Below are 26,029 nucleotides of genomic sequence, written 5' to 3' on the forward strand. Positions count from 1 at the left end.
AGTAATGATCACCTCGGGCGAACTGCCGGGTTTGGATTTACCCGGTATCGACGCGTCCTCGTCACTGGACGGCCTGGGTGCGATCGAACTGCACCATCCCACCCAGGACATCGACGGTGACGGCACCCTCGACACCATCACCACCACCGGTGAAGACGCCATGCAGGTCTGGACCGACTACGACCACGACGGCCTCGCCGACCATGTCACCGTCGTCGAAAAGGACGGCGACTACGCCGCGTGGGAGTTCCACCGGCACCCCGATGGGACCTCGGAGTGGGTTCGCACCGACCACGGGAAGATCGGCAGGTAGATCGCCCGGCGGGCCGGTTGTCCCGGCCGGGGTCGCCCAAGGGATGTTGCCCGCGTACGCCTCGGGCTGGATTCGATGGAACCGAACGTCATCGTGCCGCGTCGAAGGAAGTATGGGGACACCCGGCGTCGGCCTGAGTCCGGGGCATCGTACGAGGTAGGGACGGAGGCGATCGCGTGGCCGGATCCGAGTTGGTCGGCGTCGAGACCGGGGAGTTGGGGCGGCTCGCCAGCGATTTGAGCGCATCCGGGCAGGCCGTCCGGGACCGCGCAAAGGACGTGGCGGACAACATGTTCGGCCCCGCCGATGCGGGCGAGAACTACGCCGAACACGGCCGCAAGATTCAGACCGGGCTGGAGACGATCTACAAGTGGCTCGGGAACTGGTCGGAAGCGACGCTGGCGACCGGTGACGTGGTGGGGGCTGCGGTGGTGCAGTACTCGAATACCGATCGAGAGACATCGTTCGATATCGCGAAGCTCGACGATGGCAGTAAGGCGTAGGGGGCGCGGCGATGACTTTTGAAGTCCCCGCGTCTGCGCCCGTGCGCGAGTATTTGGATATCGGGTCGCGGAGCCTGCTCTACTTCGAAAAGTTCGAACCACGGTTCAAGCGGGCATTCGGAGAGGTCGCCGGGGTGTCGACCTATGAGCAGCTGCACAAGCGTTTCTACGAGCAGAACGGGCTGAACGAGGACAAGCTGCGAACTCTCGCGGCGAAGCTCCAGATGGTACTGCAAGACGCGGGCGCTCAGCTGGACGTGCAGCGCGGACAGGCGAAGGCGCTCGCGGGAGTTTGGCAAGGTGCGGCGGGCGAGGCGGCCACCACCATGGTGACGCAGCAGGTCGACCGTGCTGGGGTGGATTGGAAAGCCACGGGGGAGGCTTGGCGGGCGATCGCCGCGGCGGGGGACGGGTTGCGGTCCGCGGTGAAGATCAAGGCCGAAGTGGTGCGCTCCATCCTGGAGAACGGGGCGGCCGTCAAGATTGCCGAAAAGACGCCGGAAGACGTCGATGACATCATTTCCGGCGCGAGTATCGCGGTCAGCAATGGTTGGCAAGACGATAGCCTGCACAGCAAGCTCGGCCGGATCTTTCCGGATCTGACCGGCGGAGCCGATGCCTGGACCGCGAGCAATATTCTCGGGATTCTGCCGGGATCGGATTATCAGCAGCATGTCCAGGCGCGTTGTCAGCATTGGCTGGACAACGTATTCAAACCCGACTATCTCGCCAAGGTGCAGAAGTTCACCGAGGCGTGCGATCTGACCGATGGGGCGGTCAAGCAGGTCTACGAGCCGATTATCACTGCGCTGGGGCAGGTTTCGGTTGCGCCCTATCCGCGGCCGGTGGGGGTTCCGGTGCAGGGGCAGCCGAGGAATGACGGGACGCCACAGGACGGTGGGGTGCCCGTGCAGCCTGGCGATCCGTCGACGCCTACGGCTCCGGCGGGGACTTCGCCTTCGTCACCGGTGACGCCGTCTGCTCCGGCAACGCCCTCGACGCCGGTGGAGCCCTCGACGCCTACCGCTCCGGCGGGCACGTCACCGGTTACGCCGTCGTCACCGGTTACGCCGTCGACACCGGCAGCTCCATCGCCGTCGACCCCGTCGACGCCCACCACGCCGTTGCTATCGCCGTCGACCGTGCCGTCGACCGTGCCGTCTACACCGGCGGTCCCGACCGTACCTGTGCCGAATACGTCGTCGTTGGAGGGCTTGCCCGCCCTGAGTCAGGTGGCGAATCAGTTGTCGCCGTTGGCCACCGGGATCGGTCAGGCAGTCGAGGCGGGGATCAGCTCGCTTACCGGGCTCATCAAAGATGGCGTCGACGACGCGATGAAGATGGTCGAGGACATCGTCGATCCGACGCAGGCCGACAAGGACGGCGACGGCACACCGGGCGACCCGAAGGACGGCAAGCCCACAGCCGAATTCGACCTTGCCGGTAAGCATCTGAAATTCGAGATGGGGCCGGACGACCAGCTGAAGCTGACGATGTCCGAAGGCGACGGCAAGCCGCAAGAGTTCAGCCTGCGACTGGACGAGAACGGGCTACCGGTGATCACCGCGAACGAACCGAAGGACGACGCGCCGCCCGCGGCACCCGGTGGCGCTCCGGCACCTGCCGACCCGGCGCCGACCGCGCCGGAGAAGCAAGAGCCGGTCGAGAAGCCCCGTGCGACCGAGGAGAACCCCGGCCAATCCGCCGGACCGACCGGTACACCGCCGAAGATGCGGCGCGAGGAAGACGGCGAGCACATGCCCAAACGCCTGCCGGGCGAACAGAATCCGGACGCACCGTTCGACAGCGGCGCGGAATTGGCCGAAGCAGGTCCGCTGGGCGATCTGGCCGAGGCGGGCCCGCTGTGAGCACAGTGCTCGGGGATAGTGGCCGAGCCTGCGGACGAGGCAGTGGTGGAATGAGCGCAGTTCGCGGTGGGGTGGAACGGCGGAGTGCGGCCAGGGACTGATGTCCCAGTGCAGCACGTGCGGATCGGAGAGAATCGACATCGTGAGTTACGCCGAGGAGATCGAGCGCGCAGCGGAGGAATGCCGCCGCCGCGCATCGCTGCTGCTGGACGAACTCGAGCAGATCAACCGGAGAACCGCGGACACCAGCCGCGAACTCGCCGCCCAGTCCGCCGCCGAGATGCGCGAGTTCTGGTCCACCCACGCCGCGGAACTGGAACGAGCGCGCGCCGAGGCCGAAGAAAAAGAGCGCCTCGAAACCGAAGCCCGAGAACAGCGCGAAGCCATCGCCCGCTCAATAGCCACCCGCAAAGCAAACCGCGACGTCCTCCCCATCGACCAGGAAGACGAAGAAGCCGCCTTCTACCAACGCGAAACCTGGCTGATCTAGCCGGTCGGCTGTCGCGCAGGGGCGCGGAGGTGTTGGAGCGCGGGGTGACGTTGGTGACTGGCGACGCGGCGTTCCTAACCCGCACAACACGATCGGCTACTCGCCGAAATCGCTGAGGGCTTGGTGATCGGTGAGTTTCACCGGGAACCACGGCGCGGAAACGCCAATTTCCTCGCGAAACCGACTCGTCGCCGCGCTGGCCGACGGTGTCGACGCGGACTTGCGGAGCGGGTCAGAGGCCTTGGACCATGTCGGCGTGTCAGCGCGGAGTGTCCCTAGGGTGGCGCGATGTAGCCGCCGACGGAGAGCTTTGATCTAGAGGTCGGCTGCTGCGCAAGCTCGCAGACCGGCTGTTCTACCCGGGGATCGGTCACGGTGCGCGGGTCGCAGTGGGTCTGCAGCAGGTCAGCGTGTCAGCCGGAGGTCGCTGTATGAAGTTGCGTCGCTATCGGCGGAGCAGGCCTGCGAGCTGGCCGATCTTCAGCTTCGGTGCCGGTGTCTCTTCCTTGGCTTCCGGATCGATGACCACCGTGTGCGGGATGTCCGCGGTCGGGTCGGCGAAGAGTCGGTAGGTCTTGTCGCCGACCACGGTGGCGAGCAGGTAGCCCGCGAGTAGGGCTCGGGTGGTGCGGGCGGTCTTGGATTCGTGCTTGCCCGCGCCGACGGCGGCGAGCACGCGGCGGCCCTCGATGATGCCGTTGTGCGAGGCGCTGTCGATGGCGCGGAACACGCTGGGGCCGCCCCACGCGGTAGCGAGCGGGATGGCGTTGGAGCTGACGGAGGCGAGGTCGGTGGCGCCTGCCAGGATCAGCGCGGGTGTGTCGAGGTCGGGGGCCAGGGTTTCGGCGGACGGGGCGGTGGGTGCCGGGAACAGCGCGGCGACGGCGGCGACCGGCCGCTGGGTCGCGGCGATGACGGCGGCGCCCGCACCCATGCCGTGGCCGACCAGCGCGAGTCGGTCGGGGTGCACGCTGATCGCGCCGTCACCGAGGCGAACACCGGTGCAGATGTCCAAGGTGGTGAGCAGGTCGGTGGCCAGGCCGAGGTGTGACGGGATCGGGCCGCGCTCGGTGTCGGGTGCGGCGACCACGATGCCCCAGGACGCGAGGTGCTCGAGTAGGCCGCGATAGTTGGCGGCGCCGGTCAGCCAGCCGTGCCCGAACGCGACGGCGGGCAGGTTGAGCCCCGATTCGGGCGTGAACACCACCCCCGGCTGGCCCGCGATCGCCAAATTGCCGCGCAGCACCCGATGGGGGCCGCGGCTGGTCAGGGTGCTCAGGAGCGATTTCACAGACGCCGACACGACGAGAACGTTATCCGATAAGTACTCTGGTGAGCCATGTGCGGAATCGTGGGGTACGTCGGATACCGGGACGCGCTCGGCGTTGTCGTTGACGCGTTGCGCCGCATGGAATATCGCGGCTACGACTCCGCTGGTGTGGCGATCGTCGACGGCGCGGGCGCGCTGGCAGTGGAACGCAAGGCGGGCAAGCTGGCCAATCTGGAGGCCGAACTCGCCGAAATCGGCGTGGCGAGCTTCGCGGGCACGACCGGAATGGGCCACACGCGGTGGGCGACGCACGGCGCGCCGACCGACCGCAACGCCCATCCGCATCGCGATCACAGCGGCAAGGTCGCCGTGGTGCACAACGGGATCATCGAGAACTTCGCCCCGCTGCGCCGGGAGTTGGAGGACGCGGGCGTCGAGCTGAGCAGCGACACCGACACCGAGGTCGCCGTGCACCTGGTGGCTCGCGCCTACGCCGAGGGGCCGACCGCGGGCGACTTCGCGGCAAGTGCGCTCGCGGTGCTTCGTCGGCTGGAGGGGGCGTTCACGCTGGTCTTCACCCATGCCGACCATCCGGACATGATCGTCGCGGCGCGTCGCTCGACGCCGCTGGTGGTCGGCGTCGGCAAGGGCGAGATGTTCATCGCCTCGGACGTCACCGCGTTCATCGAGCACACCCGCGAGGCCGTCGAACTCGGGCAGGACCAAGCCGTGGTGATCACCGCGGACACTTACACGGTCACCGATTTCGCGGGCGACGACGCGGCGGCGCGTACCCGTCCGTTCACCATCGACTGGGATCTGGCCGCCGCCGAAAAGGGTGGCCACGACTACTTCATGCTCAAGGAGATCGAGGAGCAGCCTGCCGGTGTGGCGGACACCTTGATCGGGCACTTCAGCCACGACCAGGACGGTGCGGGGCGGATCGTGCTGGACGAGCAGCGGCTCGCCGATCAGGAACTGCGCGACTTCGACAAGGTCTTCGTCGTCGCCTGCGGCAGTTCCTACCATGCGGGCCTGCTCGCCAAGTACGCGATCGAGCACTGGACCAGGCTGCCCGTCGAGGTCGAACTGGCCAGCGAATTCCGTTACCGCGACCCGGTTTTGGATCGGTCCACGTTGGTGGTGGCGATTTCGCAGTCGGGGGAGACGGCCGACACGCTCGAGGCTGTGCGCCACGCCAAGGAGCAGAAGGCGCGCGTCCTGGCGATCTGTAATACCAATGGCGCGCAGATTCCGCGCGAGTCCGACGCCGTGCTCTACACCAGGACCGGTCCGGAAATCGGCGTCGCCTCCACCAAGGCGTTCCTGGCTCAGGTGACCGCGAATTATCTGGTCGGTCTCGCCCTGGCGCAGGCGCGCGGCACCAAATACCCCGACGAGGTGGCCCGCGAGTTCGCCGAGCTCGAGGCGATGCCGAAGCTGGTCGCACGAGTGCTCGAGACCGGTCCGCAGGTCCGCGCCCTCGCACGCGAGCTGGCACATGTCCAAACGGTCCTGTTTCTCGGCCGCCACGTCGGCTACCCGGTGGCGCTGGAGGGTGCGCTCAAGCTCAAGGAGCTGGCGTACATGCACGCCGAGGGCTTCGCGGCGGGCGAGCTCAAACACGGCCCGATCGCGTTGATCGAAGAGGGCCTGCCGGTGATCGTGGTGATGCCGTCCCCCAAGGGCCGCGCAGTGCTGCACTCCAAGCTGCTCAGCAACATTCGCGAGATCCAGGCCCGCGGCGCGCGCACCATCGTGATCGCCGAGGAAGGCGACGACACGGTCCGCCCCTTCGCCGACGACCTAATCGAAATCCCCTCCGCCCCCACCCTATTCCAGCCCCTACTCTCCACCGTCCCCCTCCAAATCTTCGCCGCCGAAGTAGCCCAAGCCCGCGGCTACGACGTAGACAAGCCCCGCAACCTCGCCAAGTCCGTCACCGTCGAATAGCCCCCGCCCAGCCCCCGCTGAGCTGACGAGCGGGACATGGTTGAGGCGAAGTGCGAGTAGCGGCTCGGTGGTGTCCCGTTCGGCGGGGGCGTTGACGGCGGTGCCGTCGAGTGGGACGTGGTTGAGGCGGAGTGCGAGTAGCGGCTCGGTGGTGTCCCGTTGGGCGCGGAGCCATTCTCTGCGGAGCTGGCGAGTGGGACGTGGTTGAGGCGGAGTGCGAAAAGCCGCTCGGCACTGGCCCGCTCGGCGGGGCCGCTATGTGCTGAGTTGGCGAGCGGGACATGGTTGAGGCGAAGTTCGAGTAATGGCTTGGTGGTGTCCCGTTGGGCGGGCTGGTAGCCGCCGGATCTGGGGGAAGGGACGTAGTTGAGGGGAAGTGCGAGTAGCCGCTCGGTGGTGTCCCGTTGGGCGCCAGCCATTCTCTGCGGAGCTGGCGAGCGGGACGTGGTTGAGGCGGAGTGCGAGTAACGGCTCGGCGGTGTCCCGTTCGGCGAGGGGCGTTGACGGCGGTGCCGTCGAGTGGGACGTGGTTGAGGGGAAGTGCGAGTAGCGGCCCGGTGGTGTCCCGTTCGGCGAGGGGCGTTGGCGGCGGTGCCGTCGAGTGGGACGTGGTTGAGGGGAAGTGCGAGTGGCGGCTCGGTGGTGTCCCGTTCGGCGAGGGGCGTTGGCGGCGGTGCCGTTGAGTGGGACGTGGTTGAGGCGGAGTGCGAGTGGCGGCTCGGTGGTGTCCCGTTCGGCGAGGGGCGTTGGCGGCGGTGCCGTTGAGTGGGACGTGGTTGAGGGGAAGTGCGAGTGGCGGCTCGGTGGTGTCCCGTTGGGGGGGCAGGTATCTGCCGGACCTGGGGAGTGGGACGTGGTTGAGGGGAAGTGGGGGAGAGGCTTGCGTGGGGGGTCGCTCGTGGGCACGGAGCCCGGCGGTGATGGGTGGTCGCCGCCGGGTGGGGTGTGAGGGTTAGGGGTGGGCGGGGGCTGGTTGGGGTTTGGTTGGGGTGGTGGGGGATTGGGTGGAGGAGCGGCGTTCGAGGGTGCCGGACCAGGCGGCCAGGACTAGGGCTAGGACGACCAGGGCTACGCCGACCCAGTTGGGGGCGGTGTAGCCGAAGCCTGCGGCGATGACCGCGCCGCCTAGCCAGGCGGCGATGGCGTTGCCGAGGTTGAAGGCGCCGATGTTGACGGCGGAGGCCAAGGTCGGTGTGCCGGCGGCTTGGTCGAGGACGCGCTTTTGCAGGGGTGGGACGGTGGCGAAGCCGAGGGCGCCGATGAGGACGACGGTGATCGCTGCGGTGATCTTGTTGTGTGCGGTGAGGGTGAACAGGGCCAGCACCACGGCGAGGCCGCCGAGGCTGAGGTAGAGCATCGGCATCAGGTGGCCGTCGGCGAACTTGCCGCCGATCAGGTTGCCGGCGAAGAAGCCGAGGCCGAACAACACGAGCAGCCAGGTGACCGAACTGTCCGCGAAACCGGTGACCTCGGTCATCATCGGCGCGAGATAGGTGATCGCCGCGAACACGCCGCCGAAGCCGAGCACGGTCATCGCCATCGCGAGCAGCACCTGCGGGTTCCGGAAAACAGCCAATTCGGTGCGTAGGCGGGCATCCCGCGGGGCGGGCTGCTCGGGCACCAGCAGGGCGACACCGATCAGGCCGATCAGACCGACCAGGGCGACGATCAGGAAGGTGAGCCGCCAGCCGAACTGCTGGCCGAGCAGGGTGCCGAACGGTACGCCGACCATGGTGGCGACGGTGAGGCCGGTGAACATGATCGCGATCGCACCGGCGCGTCGATCCGGGCTCACCACGGCTCCCGCGACGACCGCGCCGATGCCGAAGAACGCGCCATGGGCCAGCGAGGCCACGATCCGCCCGGTCAGCATCAACGCGAAAGTGGGTGCGACAGCGGACAATACGTTGCCTGCCACGAGGAGCAGCAGCATGCCGAGGAGCATCCGCTTGCGGGAGACCCGGGTGCCGAGCCCGGTCATCAGCGGCGCACCGACCACGACGCCGAGCGCGTACCCGGTGACCAGCATGCCCGCAGTGGGGATGGACACCGCGTAGGTGTCGGCGATGTCGGGGAGCAACCCGACGACGACGAATTCGGTGGTGCCGATTCCGAATGCCCCGAGTGTCAGGGCGAGGAGAGCGAGCGGCATGAGGAGAGCCTCCACGTTATGTTTGCGCCTGAGCCTTACGAGCGCCAACAATAATTGCAAACGCTTTATAATTGCAAGCGCAGGCTATTGCGCGCGTCATCTATCCTGGAAGGACAATCCCTACGCGGAAGGAACGCCATGACCGCGGATGCCGCGCTGACCGGCCTGGCCGATGGCTGGTACGCACTGTCACTGCTGCACGATCGGATCGAGGCGCACATCGAACGGGCCCTGCAATCCGGCCACGACCTGAGCGTCCGCGAATACTCGCTGTTGGTCGTGCTCAGCCGTCAGCACGACGGCCCCGGTGGCCACCTACGGATGAACCAGGTCGCCGAAGCCGTGGTCCTGAGCCAGAGCGCCACCACCCGCCTGGTCACCCGAATGGAAGACCGCGGCCTACTCCAGCGCTACCTGTGCCCCGACGACCGCCGCGGCATCTACACCGACGTCACCCCACCCGGCCTGACTCTCCTGGAACAGGCCCGCCCCACCCACGACGCTGCCCTCTCCAGCGCCCTCGGCCAAGCCGCCGCCGACCCAGAACTGGCCCCCCTGGTAGCCGCCGTAGAAGCCCTCAACACCAGCTCGGCCCGCAGCCCCCGCACCCGCCAATACCGCCCGGTCTAACACCGCACGGGACACCACCGAGCCCCTTCTCGCACTTCGCCGCAGCGGTGTCCCGTTCGCGCAGGCGGCCGTCGGCTTGCCGGTCCGGCCTAGCTGTCGGGCGGACGCCAGCGAGTCGCTTCTCGCGCTTTGGCGCAGCGGTGTCCAGTTCGCGCAGGGGGCCGCGGGCTTACCGGCTCGGTCTAGCCATCGAGCGGGACATGACCGAGTCCCTTCTCGCGCTTTGGCGCAGCGATGTCCCATTCGCACAGGGGGCCGTGGGCTTACCGGCCCGGTCTAGCCATCGAGCGGGACATGACCGAGTCGCTTCTCGCACTTTGCCGCAGCGATGTCCCGTTCGCTTAGGCCGTGGTCGCTTACCGGCTCGGTCTAGCTGTCGGGCGGGACGCCACCGAGTCGCTTCTCGCACTTTGGCGCAGCGATGTCCCGGTCGCTTAGGCCTCCGTCGCTAGTGGCGGGATGGACTTGACGGTGTGTTTCTCGGTGGGGTCGGTGGACCGCTACTGGACGGTGATGGTGCCGCGCATTTCTGGGTGGAGAGAGCAGAGGTAGCGGTAGGTGCCGGGGACGGTGAAGGTGTAGCTCCAGTCGCCCTTGTCGATGATGGGGCTGTTGAGGCCCATGGCCTTGTCGCCGATGCCTTGCACGTTGTGTGGGGCCTTGTCGGTGAAGTGCCAGGTGATGGTGTCGCCGGTTTTGATGGTGACCTCGGCGGGGGAGAATTTCATGTCGCTGACATCGACGGTGACGGCGGCGGGCTCGGGGTCGCCCGCGGGCTGGGAGGTCGGGGTCGTCGGGCGCTTCGTGGTCGTCGCCGCGGGCCCGGAGTCACCACCGCCGCAGCCGGCCAGCAGTGCGGCTGCCAGCACGAACCCGGTGACGACCGACAGGGACCTGGCACGGCGTTTGACCATTGGCATGATGGCCAAGCGTAGTCTGCTGTCGTTGCGGGCCTGCGCGGCGTCATCGCGCCGACGCGAGCCCGGCGGCGACGGACGAGCAGTACCGGACAACCCAGTGGAGGATCGCCCATGTCCACGCAGCGGGGTTATTTCACCGCCGACGAAGTGCGCGCGGCCGAGGCCGAGCTGTTCACCCGGGTCCCGGACGGCGTCCCCATGCAGCGTGCGGCGTACGGGCTGGCCACCGTCGTCGCGGGCGAGCTGCGAGCGCGCACCGGAGGTCTCGCGGGGCGCTCGGTGACCCTGCTCGTCGGGTCCGGCGACAACGGTGGCGACGCACTGTGGGCCGGGTCGATGCTGCGCCGCCGCGGTGTCGCGGTGACCGCGGTGCTGCTCAACCCGGCTCGTGCCCACGCGAAAGGGCTTGCGGCGCTGCGCAGGGCGGGCGGACGCGTGCGCGAGGCGGGCGGCGGCGGGCGACAGGCGGGCGGCGGCGGGCGCGAGGACATCGGTGATCCCGACTTGGTGATCGACGGCATCGTCGGCATTTCCGGTCGTGGCGCGTTACGTCCGAATGCCGCCGAACTCGTTGCGGCACTGGAAGTCCCGATCGTTGCCGCAGATTTGCCGAGTGGCGTCGATCCGGATACCGGCGCGATCACCGGCCCCGCCGTCCGCGCGGATGTCACCGTCGCGTTCGGCGCGTACAAGCCCGTACACGCCCTCGCCGCGCCGCACTGCGGTCGAATCGAACTGGTGCCCATCGGGTTACAGCTGCCGGAGCCGAATCTGGCCGCGCTGGAACCCGCTTCGATCGGCGCGGACTGGCCGGTGCCGAATGCGACCGACGACAAGTACACCCAGGGCGTCACCGGTGTCTGTGCGGGGAGCGCCGACTATCCGGGCGCGGCGGTGCTGTGCACCGGCGCGGCTGTCGCGGCCACCTCGGGCATGGTCCGATACGCCGGAACCGGCGCCGCCGATGTGCTCGCCCACTTTCCCGAAGTGATTGCCACCGAGCATGTCTCGGAGGTCGGCCGAGTCCAGGCGTGGGTGTTCGGTCCCGGCGCGGGCACCGACGCCGACGCTCGCAAACGGCTGGTCGAGATCCTCGCCACCGACCTGCCCGTCGTCGTCGACGCGGACGGGCTCACCATGCTCGCCGCCGATCCCGACCTGGTACGCGGCCGTTCGGCACCGACCGTATTGACCCCGCACGCAGGCGAATTCGCCCGACTCACCGGAGCGGAGGCCGGTCCGGACCGGGTAGCGGCGGTCCGCTCCCTCGCCGAGGACTGGCGGCTCACCGTCCTGCTGAAGGGCCGCGCCACCCTCGTCGCCACCCCCGGTGCACCGGTACTGGTCAACGAAGCGGGCGCGTCCTGGGCTGCCACCGCGGGGGCGGGCGATGTGCTGTCCGGCATCATCGGCGCCCTTCTGGCCGCCGGTCACGCCCCGGTCTGGGCCGCCGCGGCCGCCGCGCGAGCGCACTCGCTCGCGGCGAACCTGGCCGCCCACGAAGGCCACCCCGAAGCCGCACCCATCTCCGCAACTCCACTGCTCGACCACATCCGTCCGGCCGTCCGCACGCTTCGCGCACTCGCCCGCCGCGACTTCTGATGCGGATCCGGCCATCGGGTCATGTGCTCGCACGCCGAGCTGTGTCGCGGGACACCGCCGCGTCAACGCGCTGCCACCACGACATCACCCCGCCAATAGACTTCAGCAAAGGCAACCAACTGACTTCGACAGCACATGGGTAACTCGTCGGGTACGGGCTGACTCGCAGCCCACCGCGGCACGGCCGACCGCCGACGCCACTATCGTGGCACCTGGGTCTGGCCCGAATACCCGGAGAGGCGGGGCTAGCGTGAAGGCGCAAGTGGAGACGGTCGTCGATTTGACCGCCATCGCCCACAACGTGCGGATCCTGCGCGAACACGCGGGCGACGCCGCGGTGATGGCGGTGGTCAAAGCCGACGGCTACAACCACGGAGCCGTCGAGGTCGGCAAGGCGGCGCTGGCCGCGGGTGCCGCCGAACTGGGTGTCACCACGATCCCCGAGGCCGTGCTGCTGCGCGAGGCCGGGATCACCGCGCCGATCCTGACCTGGCTCAACAACTCCGACGCCGATTACGCCGCCGCGCTCACCGCCGACATCGAGATCGGCGTTTCCTCGCTCGCCCAGCTGCGGGCGGTGGAGGCGGCGGTCAGGAGCACCGGCCGCACCGCCACGATCAGCCTCAAGGTGGATACCGGTCTGCACCGCAACGGTCTCACGCCGGTCGAATATCCGCAGGCACTCGCGGCGCTGCGGACCCTGGTCGACGAGCAGGCGGTGCGCTTTCGGGCGCTCTTCTCCCACCTCGCCTGCGCCGACGAACCCGAGCATCCGACCAACGACGTGCAGCGCGACCGCTTCCTGGAAGCCATCGCCACCGCCAAGGAGCACGGCCTGGAACCGGAACTGGTGCACCTGTCCAACTCGCCCGCTACGCTGACCCGTCCCGACCTAGCCTTCGATATGGTCCGGCCCGGCATCGCGGTCTACGGGCTCACCCCGGTCCCCGACATCGACGACTTCGGACTGCGCCCGGCGATGACCTTCCAAGCTCGCGTCGCCCTGGTCAAGCAGGTGGCGGCGGGCGAAGGCGTCTCCTACGGTCACACCTGGATCGCCCCGCACGACACCACGGTCGCGCTCATCCCGGCGGGCTATGCCGACGGTGTATTCCGTTCGCTGAGTGGACGATTCGACGTATGGCTCGGCGGAGCGCGCCGCCCCAACGTCGGCCGGGTATGCATGGACCAGTTCGTCGTCGACCTCGGCGACAACGCCGCCGATGTCCGCGCGGGCGACCCGGCCATCCTGTTCGGCGCGGGTCCGGACGAACCTCGCGCCCAGGACTGGGCGGACCGGCTCGACACCATTCACTACGAGGTGGTCTGCTCGCCGCGCGGCAGAGCGGTCCGCCGCTACGTAGGCGGTGCCGGATGAGACGCAGGCGGGTCACCGCGGTCCGTGGCGGCCTCGCCACCGCGGGCGTGGTCGGTGCCATGGCCGGGGTGCACGCCCTACGCCGCGCCGGCGCCCGTGTGCTCTGGCCCGCCCGCCGTGACGAATACCGGGACGAGAACTTCGATCTCATCGATCAGGACCGCTCCGGCGCCGTGCTCACCGACGACGGTGTGCGCCTGGCCACCCGCGAATGCGGCCCCTCGAACGCGCCGGTCACCGTGATCTTCGTGCACGGCTTCTGTAACACCATGGAGTCCTTCCACTTTCAGCGCCGCGACCTCGAAAAGCGCTGGGGCGCAAGCGCGCGCCTGGTCCTGTTCGACCTGCGCGGCCACGGCCGCTCCGGCACGCCGGAGACGGACAGCTGCACCGTCGCCCAACTCGGCCGCGACCTTGCCGCGGTGATCACGGCGAGCGCGCCGACGGGCCGGGTGGTGCTGGTCGGCCATTCTCTCGGCGGCATGGCGGTGCTCGCCGCCGCGGCACAGTTCCCGGAGCTGTTCGCGGCCCGCGTGATCGGGATAGCGCTGTTCGCCACGGCCGCCGCCGAGGTCACCGCCACGGGCATCACGCAGCTACTGCGCAATCCGGTAATCGATCGGGTCCGGATGGCCGTGCTCGCCGCGCCCGCGCTGGCCCAGGCGGGACGAACCACGGCGCGGCAACTGATCTCGCCGATCCTGCATGTCAGCTCGTTTCACGGCCCGGTGAGCCCCACCCTGTCCCGGTTCACCACCATGATGATCGACCGGACGCCGGTCGAGACCGTCGTGAAGTTCCTGAAAGCCATCGAGCTGCACGATGAATCGGCCGCACTGCCCACCCTGGCGCACCTGCCCGCGCTGGTGATCGGCGGCACGCACGATTTGGTGATCCCGTTCCGCAATTCCCGGGTACTGGCCAGGCAGCTGCCGAACAGTGAGCTGATCCGCTTCGAGGGCGCCGCGCACATGCCGCACCTGCAGTTCCCGGATATCGTCAACGACGCGCTCGACCGATTGCTCGCGCGCACCGGCGTGATCGAACGCACCCAAGCACCCGCCTCGGAGGTGACCAGTGGCTGAGCGGCAGCAGCGGATTCTGCCCACCGTCGCCGACACCGAGGCACTCGGCCGCGAGCTCGCCGCCGGGCTCGGCGCCGGGGATCTGGTCGTGCTCGACGGTCCGCTCGGCGCGGGCAAGACCGCGCTCACCAGGGGCATCGCCGAAGGGCTCGGCGTGCAAGGCCGGGTCAGCTCGCCGACGTTCATCATCGCCCGCCAGCATCGGGCGGGCGAGCGCGCAGGCGCGGTGCCGTTGGTGCACGTGGACGCCTACCGGCTCGGCGGCGACCTGGACGAGCTGGACGCCCTCGACCTGGACACCGATCTGCATCAAGCGGTGGTCGTGGTGGAGTGGGGCCGTGGGGTGGTGGAACACCTGACCGATCGTCACCTGCGGGTGCTGCTGTCGCGTGAACCCGATTCGGAGGTACGCACCGCCGAATGGGAATGGGTGGATTAACTACCAGGTAGCTCCGCACCGACGGCAGCTACCAACCGGTATCGTTGGGTCAATCATGCTGGTATTAAGTGTCGACACCGCGACACCCGCCGTGACAGCGGGATTGGTGGAACTGGAGCAGGCCGCGGGTGTGGCCACCGCCGCCGGCGACGGCTTGCCGGTCGGGCGGAACGGCACTGCCACGACGCGCACCGTCGCCTCGCGTGTGCGGGTCGACCCGCGCGCGCACGCCGAGGTGCTCACCCCGCAGATCCTCGAATGTCTCACCGAGGCAAACCGTTCCAGGACCGACATCGCCGCGATCGTGGTCGGCATCGGGCCGGGCCCGTTCACCGGGTTGCGCGTCGGCATGGCGACCGCCGCGGCGTTCGGTGACGCGCTGGGTATTCCGGTTTACGGCGTGTGCAGTCTCGACGCGATCGCCGCCGACGCGGTGTCCGACCTCACGCCGGGTAGTGAACTGCTCGTGGTCACCGACGCGCGCCGCCGCGAGGTCTACTGGGCGCGCTACCGCGACGGCGTGCGCGTCGCGGGGCCGGACGTGGCCAAGCCGAGCGATGTGGATATGGCACAGGCCACGGTGATCGCCGGATCCGCCTCGCACGTCGACTTCTTCGACCTACCCGTGCTGCCGGTGGAGACGCCGTCGCCCGCCGGGCTGGTCCAGGCGGCCGCGGCCGAAGTACTCGCGCGCACGGTGCCGGACGCGCTGGTACCGCTGTACCTGCGCAGGCCCGACGCCGTCGAGAAGAGCTACCGCGCCCTCGACCGGACGGGAGCGTGAGCCGGTGAGTATCCGAATCGAGCCGATGGTCACCGCCGACATCGAGCGCTGCGTCGAGCTCGAGCAGTTGCTGTTCCCCGAGGACGATCCCTGGCACGCCGTGGCGTTCCAGTCGGAGCTCGCCGCGCCGCACAATCGCTACATCACCGCGCGCGCCGACGACGGGCGAATGGTCGGCTACGCCGGGGTCGCGCTGCTGGGTGATGACGAACACCCCGAGGCCGAGGTGCACACCATCGGTGTCGACCCCACCTGTCTGCGCGCGGGCATCGGCACGCTGCTGCTGGAGGCGCTGCTCGACGAGGCGGGCAAACGGGGTGGACCGGTGTTCCTCGAGGTGCGCACCGACAACACGCCCGCGATCGCGTTGTACGCCAAGCACGGCTTCCACATCATCGGGTTGCGCAAGAACTACTACCATCCCAGCGGCGCGGACGCCTACACCATGCGCAGGCCCGCGCTGAGCGCGCTGCCTCTCCCGGACGAGGTCCTCTCGTGATCATCATGGGCATCGAAAGTTCCTGCGACGAAACCGGAGTCGGCATCGTGCGCAGGCACGCCGACGGCAGCTGCGAACTGCTCGCCGACGAGGTCGCCTCCAGCGTCGACCAGCACGCGCGGTTCGGTGGCGTGGTGCCCGAGATCGCGTCGCGGGCGCACCTGGAGGCGATCGTGCCCGCCATGCGCCGCGCGCTCGCCGCGGCGGGCATCGCCAAGCCGGATGCGCTGTCGGTGACGATCGGCCCGGGCCTGGCCGGTGCGTTGCTGGTCGGTGTCGCGGCCGCGAAAGCTTATGCGGCGGCATGGGATGTGCCGTTCTACGCGCTGAATCATCTCGGCGGGCACGTGGCGGTGGACACCCTGGAGCACGGCCCGATGCCGCCGTGCGTCGCGCTGCTCGTTTCCGGTGGGCACACCCATCTGTTGCACGTCACCGATCTGGCGGAGCCGATCGTCGAGTTGGGCAGCACCGTCGATGACGCGGCGGGTGAGGCCTTCGACAAGGTGGCGCGGCTGCTCGGGCTCGGGTTCCCCGGCGGTCCCGCGTTGGATGCCGCCGCGGCCAAGGGTGATTCGCGCGCGATCGCGTTCCCGCGCGGCATGACCGGGCCGCGGGACGCGCGCTACGACTTCTCCTTCTCCGGACTCAAGACGGCCGTCGCCCGCTATGTCGAGTCCGCACAGCGCAGCGGCCTGACCGCCGAGGACCTGCCCATCCCCGACATCGCCGCGTCCTTCCAGGAGGCGGTCGCCGACGTGCTCACCATGAAGGCGGTGCGTGCGGCCCAAGACGTCGGCGTGGACACCCTGGTGCTGGGCGGCGGCGCAACAGCCAACTCCCGAATCCGATCGATGGCCGAAGAGCGCTGCGCCGCAGCCGGTTTGACCCTCCGAGTACCCAAGCCCCGGCTGTGCACCGACAACGGCGTAATGATCGCCGCCCTCGGCGCCCACGTCATCGCAGGCGGCGCCAAACCCTCCCCCCTGACCGTCGCCACCGACCCCGGCCTCCCCGTCTCGATCAGCCGAGTCGGCTGAACACCCGAGCACCCGGCCACCGGCGCCACCCTCCACCCCACCGCCCGCTGGGTCCCGGCAGCCACTGGTAGACCGCCGAACGGGACATGGCCGCGCGATCGGCCGAGTGGACGCTCCGTCATGTCCCGCTCACCGATACCGCTGGCAGCGAACGGGACGTGGCTGTGGCGTCGGCCGAGTAGGCGCTCCGTCGTGTCCCGTTCGGTTTCCCGCGCGTCATCGGCGCCGCTCGGCCGCGCTGCTCGCTGGTCCCCGACACCCACTGGTAAACCGCCGGACGGGACATGGCCGGGCCATCGGCCGAGTGGACGCTCCGTCATGTCCCGCTCACCGATACCGCTGGCAGCGAACGGGACGTGGCTGCGGCATTGGCCGAGTAGGCGCTCCGTCGTGTCCCGCTCGGTTTCCCGCCGCGCTACTGGTGCCGCCCTCGGCCGTGCTGCCCGTTGGGTTCCGGGCAGCCACTGGTAGACCGCCGGACGGGACATGGCCGGGCCATCGGCCGAGTGGACGCTCCGTCATGTCCCGCTCACCGATACCGCTGGCAGCGAACGGGACGTGGCTGCGGCATTGGCCGAGTAGGCGCTCCGTCGTGTCCCGCTCGGTTTCCCGCCGCGCTACTGGTGCCGCCCTCGGCCGTGCTGCCCGTTGGGTTCCGGGCAGCCACTGGTAGACCGCCGGACGGGGCATGGCCGTGCCATCGGCCGAGTGGGCCCTCTGTCATGTCCCGCTCACCGATACCGCTGGCAGCGAACGGGACGTGGCTGTGGCGTCGGCCGAGTGGGCCCTCCGTCGTGTCCCGCTCGGTCTCCCGCCGCGCTCGCCGCCGCCCTCGGCCGTGCTGCCCGTTGGGTTCCGGGCAGCCACTGGTAGACCGCCGAGCGGGACATGGCCGTGCCATCGGCCGAGTGGGCCCTCCGTCATGTCCCGCTTTGCGTATGCCGCTGGCGGCGAACGGGTCTCACATGGTCTGCGTTCTCGGCATGACCGGACTCCGGTCGTGCGCGCCACAGCGCACTCCTTGTATGCCTGCACACTCCTCGTGGCAGCTGCACACCCAATACACCGGGTGTGCAGTCGTCACAGTGGGTGTGCGGCTTACGCACGCCATGCCAGCTGACATGGCTGCGGCATCGAGCGAGTAGGCGCTCCGTCATGTCGTTCTCCCGTTGCGTCACCGGCGCCGCCCTCCGCTGCGCTGCTCACTGGTCCCCGGCACCCACTGGTAAACCGCCGAACGGGACATGGCCGTGCCATCGGCCGAGTGGACGCTCCGTCGTGTCCCACTCACCTATGCCGCTGGCAGCGAATGGGACGTGGCTGCGGCATTGGCCGAGTAGGCGCTCCGTCGTGTCCCGCTCGGTTTCCCGTCGCGTCACCGGTGCCGCCCTCGGCCGTGCTGCCCGCTGGGTTCCGGGCAGCCACTGGTAGAACGTCGAACGGGGCATGGCCGTGCCGTCGGCCGAGTGGGCCCTCCGTCATGTCCCGCTCACCTTTACCGCTGGCAGCGAACGGGACGTGGCTGCGCGATCGGCCGAGTGGACGCTCCGTCGTGTCCCACTCACCTATGCCGCTGGCAGCGAATGGGGCATGGCTGCGGCATTGGCCGAGTAGGTCCTCCGTCGTGTCCCGCTCGGTTTCCCGTCGCGTCACCGGTGCCGCCCTCGGCCGTGCTGCCCGCTGGGTTCCGGGCAGCCACTGGTAGAACGTCGAACGGGGCATGGCCGTGCCATCGGCCGAGTGGGCCCTCCGTCATGTCCCGCTCACCTTTACCGCTGGCAGCGAACGGGACGTGGCTGCGCGATCGGCCGAGTGGACGCTCCGTCGTGTCCCGCTCACCGATACCGCTGGCAGCGAATGGGGCATGGCTGCGGCATCCTTTACCGCTGGCAGCGAACGGGACGTGGCTGCGCGATCGGTCGAGTGGGCCCTCTGTCGTGTCCCGCTCACCTTTACCGCTGGCAGCGAACGGGACGTGGCTGCGCGATGGGTCGAGTGGACTCTCTGTCATGTCCCACTCGCACTTATCGCTGGCAGCGAACGGGGCATCGCTGCGGCATCGGTCGAGTGGACCCTCCGTCATGTCCCGCTCACCTATACCGCTAGCAGCGAACGGGGCATGGCTGCGGCATCGGCGGAGTAGACCCTCGGTCGTGTCCCGCTCGTTCTCCGGCCGCGCTACCGGCGCCGCCCTCGGCCCAGCCGGGTTCCCGGCAGCCACTGGTAGACCGCCGAGCGGGACATGGCTGTGCCATCGGTCGAGTGGACCCTCCGTCATGTCCCGCTCACCTATACCGCTAGCAGCGAACGGGGCATGGCTGCGGCATTGGCTGAGTGGGCCCTCCGTCGTGTCCCGCTATGCGTATGCCGCTGGCGGCCAACGGGACTCACACGGACTGCGTTCGGCCTCGGCAATGATCGGAGTCTGGTCGTGTGCGCCCACAACCACCCCTTGCGCGCGGCACACCCCTTGCGGCAGTTGCACACTCAGTACGCTGGGTGTGCAGCTGCCGCAAAGGGTGTGCGCTCCGTACGGGCGCGGGCTGCTGCCGAGCGTTCGTTGGGCGCTGTGCCGCTGCGCGCTGTGTTGCTGCTGAGCGGTCAGCTGGGCTCGATGGTTGGACCTCAGCCGATGGTCGGACCTCGGCCGTGAGTGAGACCTCACTCGTGAGTAAGACCTCGGCCGCGAGTAAGACCTCGGCCGCGAGTGGGCCCTCGGCCGTGAGTGGGCCCTCGGCCGTGAGTGGGCCCTCGGCCGTGAGTGGGCCCTCGGCCGTGAGTGGGCCCTCGGCCGTGAGTGGGCCCTCGGCCGTGAGTGGGCCCTTGGCTGTGAGTGGGCCCTCGGCTGTGAGTGGGCCCTCGGCTGTGAGTGGGCCCTCGGCTGTGAGTGGGCCCTCGGCTGTGAGTGGGGCCCTCGGCCGTAAGTCGGGCCCTCGGATGTGACTGGGACCTTCGCCGTGAGTGGACCTCGGCCGTGAGTGGACCTCGGCCGTAAGTGGACCTCGGCCGTGAGCGGGACCTTCGCCGTGAGTGAAACCTCAGCCGTAAGTGGGGCCCTTGGCCGTAAGTGGGCACCTCAGCCGAATCGTTGAGCGGGTCAGTCGGATTCGCCGGTCGGGCCGGGGTTCGTTCCGCCGGGAAGCACTGCGCCCGAGTTGTGGCGGGGTGGGATCGGGAGGTGGGATTGGGCGGGTGTTTGGGTTGGCGTGGGTTTCTGTCCGGGTTTCGGGGGTTGGGTGCCGGGCTTGTCCTTGTCCTGGCCGGACGAACCTGCTTGTGGGCCGACGGAATTGCCGAACAGCGGGCCGAGCAGCTCTGGGAACGGGATTACCGGGAGGTTCGGGTCCGGGCGGAGGGTGGGCTGGGTCGGCGGCGTGGCCGGGGTCGGTGCGGGGGTGGGCGACGGTTGACCGCGGTCCTGGGTGATCGACGGAAGGCTGCCGCCGGGCGGGCGATTGGTGCTCTCCTGGTTCCGTCCGCCGGACGAGGCGCCCGCTCCGGTCGGCGGTACGGGGTTCACCGGCGGCGGCGGAATTTGCGACGCACTGCTCGTGGTGCCCGCGGGGGAGACCTCGTCGTCGGAGGTGGGCGCGAATGTCTTCACGCCGTACCCGATGATCAGCCCGACCACCACGATCGCCCCGGCCAGCGTGCCGACCACCTTGGTGAACGTGCCGACCGGCGCGTCGGTGCCGAGCGCGGCCACCGGGAACACCGACGGCTGCACCGAATCGGCAACCAGCGCGGCGCCTTTCGCGATCACGGCGTCCGGGTCTTCCACGGTGAACACCGGAATGTCCAGTTGGGCACCGAGGGTGTCGACGACGGCGGGAATGTTGGCGCCGCCGCCGATCACCGTCACCGCTTCGGGGAATTTCGGTGCCCTGGCGAAAACGGCCGCGGTGAACACGGCCGTCTCGCGCAGCAGATCGGCGATCAGCTCCTCGAAATCGGCCCTGGTCAGTTTGAGCGGTTGGCCCGCGACGTGGTCGATGGTGACGGCGGGCGCGATGGACAGGTGTTCCTTGGCCGCGCGGCCGCGGTTGGTCAGCATGCCGCGGTTGGGACGGGTGCCGCGCCGGGCGTAGTGCAGGTCGACGAGGTGGTGATAGATGAGGTCGTCGATGGCGTTGCCGCTGATCGCGATCGTGCGCTCGGACCGGAGCACGGTGCCGTCGGCCTGGTCGGCGACGGTGACGGTGAGTCCGGTCGCGCCGAGGTCGACGATGGCGACGGTGTCGTAGCGGTCGAGCAGGCCGGTGTGCCGCAGGTAGGTGAGCGCCGCGGTGCCCTCCGGGACCAGTCGCAGTTCCCGCTGTTTGCCGGTGGCCGCGCGGATCGCCTGCGCCTGTTCCTTGCTGCGGTAGGCGACGGCGACGCTGGTGGGCGGACGACTCGTGGGCGATTCGAGGTTGCGCGGCTGCGCGCCGGCGAAGCGGGCGCCGACGGGGTAGCTCACGTCGTGCGTCAGCTGCGTCGTGGGCAGCTGGTTGGTCATCAGCTCGATCGAGGACGCGACGAGGTCGCCGAGGTCGGAGTGGGCCGCGTCGGCGGACACGACGCGGTAGTCGAAGCTCTGCGCGCCGTTCGACGCGGTGGCGACAAGCGCCGAGCACACGACCTCGGACCCGGCCGAAATGCCGAGGGATGTTCGCATGTTCATTCACCTCCCTTCGAGCGGATGGTCATCTGCGGCCCCGAGCTCTCGCAAGCGCTCTGTGTCGCCGACCATCTCGAATGGACTGCCGAATCGCCTTGGGTCGACGCACGATCCGGACTCGAAACCCGATCGGGCCCGTTGTCCTGATGGTCGCGGGGACCCGGCGATGGATCACGTGTGGCTAGCTCTCTGGTGCAGCTTCTCGGTGAGACGTTGTTCGGTGACGCTGGTGTGTTCGCTGACGCTGGGTGTTCGATGACGCCGGTGTTCGGATCACGCTGAGTTCTTCGGTGATGCCGAGCGTTGTGACGACGTACGTTCTGTGACAACCCCTGGTCTCCGACTGCACTGGTTCGTGACGAACACAGCGGTCGGACAGCGACCGTCGTCAATAGTGTCACAATCCGTTATCCGAACGTTACAGTTTTCCCGATCTCTTGAAAACCCCTCCGGGCGTGCGTTGGGCGTGTCGGCCACCACTGACGTTCGTGGCGATCTGAAATTGGCACATCCCGGCCTTGAGCGCTGGCACTCTCATGTATAGAGTGCTAGTCGGCACTGGTGATGTGCGCGGGCCGGGCTTTCGTCCGGCCGAGCGGCTGTGCTTGTGCCAGGCAGTTCGACTACTGGGCAGGGGTCCCGGCACCCGCGACGACGGGGCTATGCGCAGGGTCTACATCGCGACCAATACCGATGGTCCGGAACAACAGTTCCGGACGACATCCCCTGAAAGTGGAGGGCTCAACGTGGCGAGCGTGAACATCAAGCCGCTCGAGGACAAGATCCTCGTCCAGGCCAACGAGGCCGAGACGACGACGGCCTCCGGCCTGGTCATCCCCGACACGGCGAAGGAAAAGCCGCAGGAGGGCACCGTCATCGCCGTCGGCGAAGGACGCGTCACCGACAAGGGTGACCGCATCCCGGTCGACGTCAAGGAGGGTGACACCGTCATCTACAGCAAGTACGGCGGCACCGAGATCAAGTACCAGGGCGAGGAATACCTCATCCTGTCGGCGCGCGACGTGCTGGCCGTCGTCACCAAGTGACCGCGCTCCGCGCGGTCGTCCCGGCGAAAGCCGGGAGCACAACGTGGGTTTCGCACTCACGTGGCCGCGCTCCCCGGCGATAGCCGGGATCGAGTCGTAACGACACTGCCCCGGTTCCCCTGAGCGGGGACCGGGGCAATGTCGTTTCCAGCCTGGAATCCAAGGAATAGGACTTATGGCAAAGCAGATCGAGTTCGACGAGAAGGCTCGTCGGGCTCTGGAACGCGGAGTCGACAAGCTCGCCGACGCCGTCAAGGTCACCCTCGGCCCGCGCGGCCGCCACGTCGTGCTCGCGAAGGCCTTCGGCGGCCCGACCGTGACCAATGACGGTGTCACCATCGCGCGCGATATCGACCTGGAAGATCCCTTCGAGAACCTGGGCGCGCAGCTGGTCAAGAGCGTCGCCACCAAGACCAACGACGTCGCGGGCGATGGCACGACCACCGCGACCGTGCTGGCCCAGGCAATGGTCCGCGCGGGCCTGAAGAACGTCGCCGCCGGCGCGAATCCGATCTCGCTCGGCCTCGGCATCGCCAAGGCCGCCGACGCGGTCTCCGAGGCGCTGCTCGCCGCGGCCACCCCGGTGTCCGGCGAGAAGGCGATCGCGCAGGTCGCCACCGTCTCCTCGCGCGACGAGGAGATCGGCGAGATGGTCGGCAAGGCGCTGACCACCGTCGGCAAGGACGGCGTCGTCACCGTCGAGGAATCCTCGACGCTGCAGACCGAGCTCGTGGTCACCGAGGGCGTGCAGTTCGACAAGGGCTACCTCTCGCCCTACTTCGTCACCGACACCGACAGCCAGCAGGCCGTGCTGGAGGACGCGTACATCCTGCTGCACCGCGAGAAGATCAGCTCGCTGCCGGACTTCCTGCCGCTGCTGGAGAAGATCGCCGAATCCGGCAAGCCGGTGCTGATCATCGCCGAGGACGTCGAGGGCGAGGCGCTGTCCACGCTGGTGGTCAACTCGATCCGCAAGACGATCAAGGCCGTCGCGGTGAAGGCGCCGTTCTTCGGTGACCGTCGCAAGGCGTTCCTGGACGACCTGGCCGTGGTCACCGCGGGCACCGTGATCAACCCCGACCTGGGCATCACGCTGCGCGAGGCGGGCCTGGACGTGCTGGGCAAGGCGCGCCGGGTGGTCGTCAGCAAGGACGACACCACGATCATCGACGGTGCCGGCACCGCCGAGGACATCGCGGCCCGTGGCGCGCAGCTGCGGCGCGAGATCGAGGCCACCGACTCCGACTGGGATCGCGAGAAGCTCGAGGAGCGACTGGCGAAGCTGGCCGGCGGCGTCGCGGTGATCAAGGTCGGCGCGGCCACCGAGACCGCGCTCAAGGAGCGCAAGTACCGGGTCGAGGACGCGGTCAGCGCGGCGAAGGCCGCCGTCGAGGAGGGCATCGTGCCCGGCGGTGGCTCCGCGCTGGTGCAGGCGGCCGCCAAGCTCATCGAGCTGCGCGACTCGCTGTCCGGTGACGAGGCGGTCGGTGTCGACGTGGTGCGGACCGCACTGTCGGCGCCGCTGTTCTGGATCGCCACCAACGCGGGCGTGGACGGCTCCGTGGTGGTCAGCAAGGTCGCCGAGGGCAAGGAAGGCTTCAACGCCGCCACCCTCACCTACGGTGACCTGCTGACCGACGGTGTCGTCGACCCGGTGAAGGTGACCCGCTCCGCCGTCGTGAACGCGGCGTCGGTGGCGCGGATGATCCTCACCACCGAGAGTGCGATTGTGGAGAAGCCCGCCGAAGAGGCGCCCGACCACAGCCACCACGGGCACAGCCACTGAGCTAGGCCCGGAAACCAGAGAAGGCCCTCGGACGTCGAGTCCGGGGGCCTTCGTTTTTCCTAACTCAGGAAGCTACGGGGGGTTGCTCAGCGGCGATGGCCGCGAGCAGTTGGGTGCGCAGGCTGGCGGGCGGCTCGGTCGCCGTCACGGTGGCGAGCGCCGCGAGCGCCTCCCTCGTCTGCCTTATCTCCTGGATGAACTCCGCACGTAGCGCGGGGTCTTCGGTGTCGAGCAGTTCTTGCACCTCATGGTGGTCTACGTCGTCGATCGATCCGAGCGCGACGGTGTGCGCGAGATCGACCTGGCGTTCGTTCATCTCACGTCACCCCCAAACTTCTTTTGAGTCGTGTCAATCCGTCCCGAATTCGGGACTTAACGGTCGGTAACCCTACGCCGAGGTAGTGCGCGACCTCCGCGTAGGTTCGCCCGCCGTAGTAGGCGAGCGAGATGGCTTCTCGCTGGGTCTCGGTCAAGGTCGCGAGCCCTTCGAGGACGGCCTGTTGTTCGAGCCTTCGCTCTACCTCTTCGGTTACTTCATCGAATTCGTTACCGAGGACCCTTATTCCGTAGGCGACTTCGCGTTGGGTGTGTGCCTGCTCGGCGCGAACCCGGTCGACGGCGCGCCGGTGGGCGAGCGTCATCAGCCACGTCACGGCCGACCCCTTGTCGGCGTCGAAACTGGCTGCGGTGCGCCAGATCTGCAGGTAGACCTCCTGCGTCGTCTCCTCCGCGTAGCCGGGGTCGTGTAGGACGCGCAGCACCAGACCGAAGACGCGCGCGGACGTCCGGTCGTATAGCTCGGCAAAGGCTTCCTGGTCGGCCTCGCCGCACCGACGTAGCAGGGCGGCGAGTTCGATGCTTTCGGCGGCGCGGGCCGTAACCGCAGAATCCACACCGGGTGGGAAGGCTTCTCTTCGGAACGAGTCGCCCTCTGCGGCCGGCTGCCGCGTTGTCACAACGCTCCATTCTGTGTCATCGGTCACTACCGTAGCGTGCCGCTATGACCTCCCTTCGGCTGGGGTGTCGGCAAAGCGCCTGTGGCCCAGCGACTTTGCGGAAAACTTTCGACACGCCGGGTGTCTCTACCAGAGACACGCCGTGACACGCCGATAGTCAACGCGATACGCAGGGCTCCACAGGATGTGCGGCGTCGGGTGGTCGCCGCCGCAGGCGGGGCGGTGGTGACCGCGTATCGCCTGCCGGTTGTTTGCTAGGGATTCGGCGCGCCGGGCCTCATGGATGGGAAGAATTTCAATTACACGGCCATTCGCCGCCGATTGCGCCGGGCGTGCATCTCGCGTTCGGTCTCGGACATGCCGCCCCAGATGCCGTAAGGCTCGCTGACTTTGAGGGCGTGGCTGCGGCACTGCATCAGTACCGGGCAGGCCCGGCAGATCTCTTTGGCGCGCATCTCTCGCGCGGTACGGGCTCGGCCACGTTCGCCGTCGGGATGGAAGAACACGGCGGAATCCTGCCCGCGGCAGGACCCTCGCATCTGCCAATCCCAGACGTCGGCGTTCGGTCCGGGGAGGTGGGTCGGCATGGGCATGGTGAACTCCTCGTGGTGCGAGCTCGTCAGCGTTGTCGAGCAGTTGTTCTGCGAAGTGTGGT

Annotated in this window: 22 protein-coding genes; 15 read left to right on the forward strand and 7 right to left on the reverse strand. The window is 68.6% G+C overall.

Translation table 11 applies throughout. The features are described from left to right. Positions 1 to 4 precede the first annotated feature (4 nt). From ACFK0J_RS06045 to ACFK0J_RS06060, 4 genes are all read left to right on the forward strand, one after another. Positions 5 to 313 (forward strand): DUF6802 family protein, encoded by a 309-nt coding sequence (locus ACFK0J_RS06045; protein ID WP_218474031.1) that lies wholly within the window; start codon positions 5 to 7, stop codon positions 311 to 313. 176 nt (positions 314 to 489) lie between these two features. Then, entirely contained in the window at positions 490 to 816 is a 327-nt protein-coding gene (locus tag ACFK0J_RS06050; protein ID WP_378737317.1) for a hypothetical protein, read from the forward strand. A gap of 11 nt (positions 817 to 827) precedes the next feature. After that, positions 828 to 2,684, forward strand: coding sequence for a hypothetical protein (locus ACFK0J_RS06055; protein WP_378737319.1), 1,857 nt, complete (start codon positions 828 to 830; stop codon positions 2,682 to 2,684). Positions 2,685 to 2,826: 142 nt separating this feature from the next. Beyond that, positions 2,827 to 3,174, forward strand: coding sequence for a hypothetical protein (locus ACFK0J_RS06060; protein WP_378737321.1), 348 nt, complete (start codon positions 2,827 to 2,829; stop codon positions 3,172 to 3,174). A gap of 445 nt (positions 3,175 to 3,619) precedes the next feature. On the opposite strand, the gene ACFK0J_RS06065 is transcribed toward ACFK0J_RS06060, so the two are convergent. Further along, positions 3,620 to 4,477, reverse strand: coding sequence for a dienelactone hydrolase family protein (locus tag ACFK0J_RS06065; protein WP_378737323.1), 858 nt, complete (start codon positions 4,475 to 4,477; stop codon positions 3,620 to 3,622). A gap of 36 nt (positions 4,478 to 4,513) precedes the next feature. On the opposite strand from ACFK0J_RS06065, the gene glmS reads away from it, so the two are divergent. After that, positions 4,514 to 6,397, forward strand: a complete 1,884-nt coding sequence (gene glmS, locus ACFK0J_RS06070; protein WP_378737325.1) for a glutamine--fructose-6-phosphate transaminase (isomerizing) — start codon at positions 4,514 to 4,516, stop codon at positions 6,395 to 6,397. A 952-nt stretch (positions 6,398 to 7,349) separates the two neighbouring features. Here glmS and ACFK0J_RS06075 read toward each other — a convergent pair. After that, positions 7,350 to 8,549, reverse strand: a complete 1,200-nt coding sequence (locus tag ACFK0J_RS06075; RefSeq protein ID WP_378737327.1) for an MFS transporter — start codon at positions 8,547 to 8,549, stop codon at positions 7,350 to 7,352. 138 nt (positions 8,550 to 8,687) lie between these two features. Here ACFK0J_RS06075 and ACFK0J_RS06080 point away from each other — a divergent pair, with 138 nt between their 5' ends. Next, positions 8,688 to 9,179, forward strand: coding sequence for a MarR family winged helix-turn-helix transcriptional regulator (locus ACFK0J_RS06080; protein WP_378737329.1), 492 nt, complete (start codon positions 8,688 to 8,690; stop codon positions 9,177 to 9,179). Positions 9,180 to 9,679: 500 nt separating this feature from the next. On the opposite strand, the gene ACFK0J_RS06085 is transcribed toward ACFK0J_RS06080, so the two are convergent. Beyond that, positions 9,680 to 10,099: a cupredoxin family copper-binding protein gene (locus tag ACFK0J_RS06085; protein ID WP_378737331.1), complete on the reverse strand. Its 420-nt coding sequence runs from the start codon at positions 10,097 to 10,099 to the stop codon at positions 9,680 to 9,682. 111 nt (positions 10,100 to 10,210) lie between these two features. Between ACFK0J_RS06085 and ACFK0J_RS06090 the strand changes: the two genes are divergently transcribed. The 7 genes from ACFK0J_RS06090 to tsaD all read left to right on the forward strand — a co-directional run bounded on the left by ACFK0J_RS06090 (position 10,211) and on the right by tsaD (position 16,926). Further along, complete coding sequence (locus tag ACFK0J_RS06090; RefSeq protein WP_378737333.1) at positions 10,211 to 11,701, forward strand: NAD(P)H-hydrate dehydratase; 1,491 nt, start codon at positions 10,211 to 10,213, stop codon at positions 11,699 to 11,701. A gap of 202 nt (positions 11,702 to 11,903) precedes the next feature. Further along, the gene (gene alr, locus ACFK0J_RS06095; RefSeq protein WP_378742656.1) at positions 11,904 to 13,079 is read left to right on the forward strand and encodes an alanine racemase; all 1,176 of its coding nucleotides are present in this window, start codon (positions 11,904 to 11,906) and stop codon (positions 13,077 to 13,079) included. Next, positions 13,076 to 14,164, forward strand: coding sequence for an alpha/beta fold hydrolase (locus tag ACFK0J_RS06100; RefSeq protein WP_378737335.1), 1,089 nt, complete (start codon positions 13,076 to 13,078; stop codon positions 14,162 to 14,164). Before alr ends, ACFK0J_RS06100 begins: the two co-directional genes overlap by 4 nt. Further along, positions 14,157 to 14,603: a tRNA (adenosine(37)-N6)-threonylcarbamoyltransferase complex ATPase subunit type 1 TsaE gene (gene tsaE, locus ACFK0J_RS06105; protein ID WP_378737337.1), complete on the forward strand. Its 447-nt coding sequence runs from the start codon at positions 14,157 to 14,159 to the stop codon at positions 14,601 to 14,603. The genes ACFK0J_RS06100 and tsaE overlap by 8 nt, the downstream gene beginning before the upstream one ends. A 55-nt stretch (positions 14,604 to 14,658) precedes the next feature. Further along, complete coding sequence (tsaB, locus tag ACFK0J_RS06110; RefSeq protein WP_378737339.1) at positions 14,659 to 15,387, forward strand: tRNA (adenosine(37)-N6)-threonylcarbamoyltransferase complex dimerization subunit type 1 TsaB; 729 nt, start codon at positions 14,659 to 14,661, stop codon at positions 15,385 to 15,387. A gap of 4 nt (positions 15,388 to 15,391) precedes the next feature. Then, on the forward strand, positions 15,392 to 15,886 hold the full coding sequence (gene rimI / locus ACFK0J_RS06115; RefSeq protein WP_218474050.1) for a ribosomal protein S18-alanine N-acetyltransferase: 495 nt from the start codon (positions 15,392 to 15,394) through the stop codon (positions 15,884 to 15,886). Further along, positions 15,883 to 16,926: a tRNA (adenosine(37)-N6)-threonylcarbamoyltransferase complex transferase subunit TsaD gene (gene tsaD / locus ACFK0J_RS06120; RefSeq protein ID WP_378737341.1), complete on the forward strand. Its 1,044-nt coding sequence runs from the start codon at positions 15,883 to 15,885 to the stop codon at positions 16,924 to 16,926. Before rimI ends, tsaD begins: the two co-directional genes overlap by 4 nt. A 3,097-nt stretch (positions 16,927 to 20,023) precedes the next feature. On the opposite strand, the gene ACFK0J_RS06125 is transcribed toward tsaD, so the two are convergent. Then, entirely contained in the window at positions 20,024 to 21,583 is a 1,560-nt protein-coding gene (locus ACFK0J_RS06125) for an Hsp70 family protein (protein ID WP_378737343.1), read from the reverse strand. Positions 21,584 to 22,332: 749 nt separating this feature from the next. Between ACFK0J_RS06125 and groES the strand changes: the two genes are divergently transcribed. Continuing rightward, on the forward strand, positions 22,333 to 22,632 hold the full coding sequence (gene groES, locus ACFK0J_RS06130) for a co-chaperone GroES (RefSeq protein WP_014981824.1): 300 nt from the start codon (positions 22,333 to 22,335) through the stop codon (positions 22,630 to 22,632). Between the two features lie 175 nt (positions 22,633 to 22,807). After that, on the forward strand, positions 22,808 to 24,418 hold the full coding sequence (gene groL / locus ACFK0J_RS06135) for a chaperonin GroEL (RefSeq protein WP_378737345.1): 1,611 nt from the start codon (positions 22,808 to 22,810) through the stop codon (positions 24,416 to 24,418). A 64-nt stretch (positions 24,419 to 24,482) separates the two neighbouring features. Here the strand turns inward: groL and ACFK0J_RS06140 are convergent, their stop codons facing one another. From ACFK0J_RS06140 to ACFK0J_RS06150, 3 genes are all read right to left on the reverse strand, one after another. Further along, positions 24,483 to 24,734 carry a hypothetical protein gene (locus ACFK0J_RS06140; RefSeq protein ID WP_378737347.1) on the reverse strand — a complete coding sequence of 84 codons (252 nt, stop codon included), beginning with the start codon at positions 24,732 to 24,734 and terminating at the stop codon, positions 24,483 to 24,485. Position 24,735: 1 nt separating this feature from the next. Beyond that, a complete protein-coding gene (locus ACFK0J_RS06145) occupies positions 24,736 to 25,311 on the reverse strand; it encodes a sigma-70 family RNA polymerase sigma factor (RefSeq protein ID WP_378737349.1) in 576 nt (191 codons plus the stop codon). 362 nt (positions 25,312 to 25,673) lie between these two features. Beyond that, positions 25,674 to 25,967, reverse strand: a complete 294-nt coding sequence (locus tag ACFK0J_RS06150) for a WhiB family transcriptional regulator (RefSeq protein ID WP_014981828.1) — start codon at positions 25,965 to 25,967, stop codon at positions 25,674 to 25,676. Between the last annotated feature and the right edge of the window lie 62 nt (positions 25,968 to 26,029).

The sequence above is a fragment of the Nocardia brasiliensis genome, assembly GCF_042691675.1.
Taxonomy (GTDB): domain Bacteria; phylum Actinomycetota; class Actinomycetes; order Mycobacteriales; family Mycobacteriaceae; genus Nocardia; species Nocardia brasiliensis_D.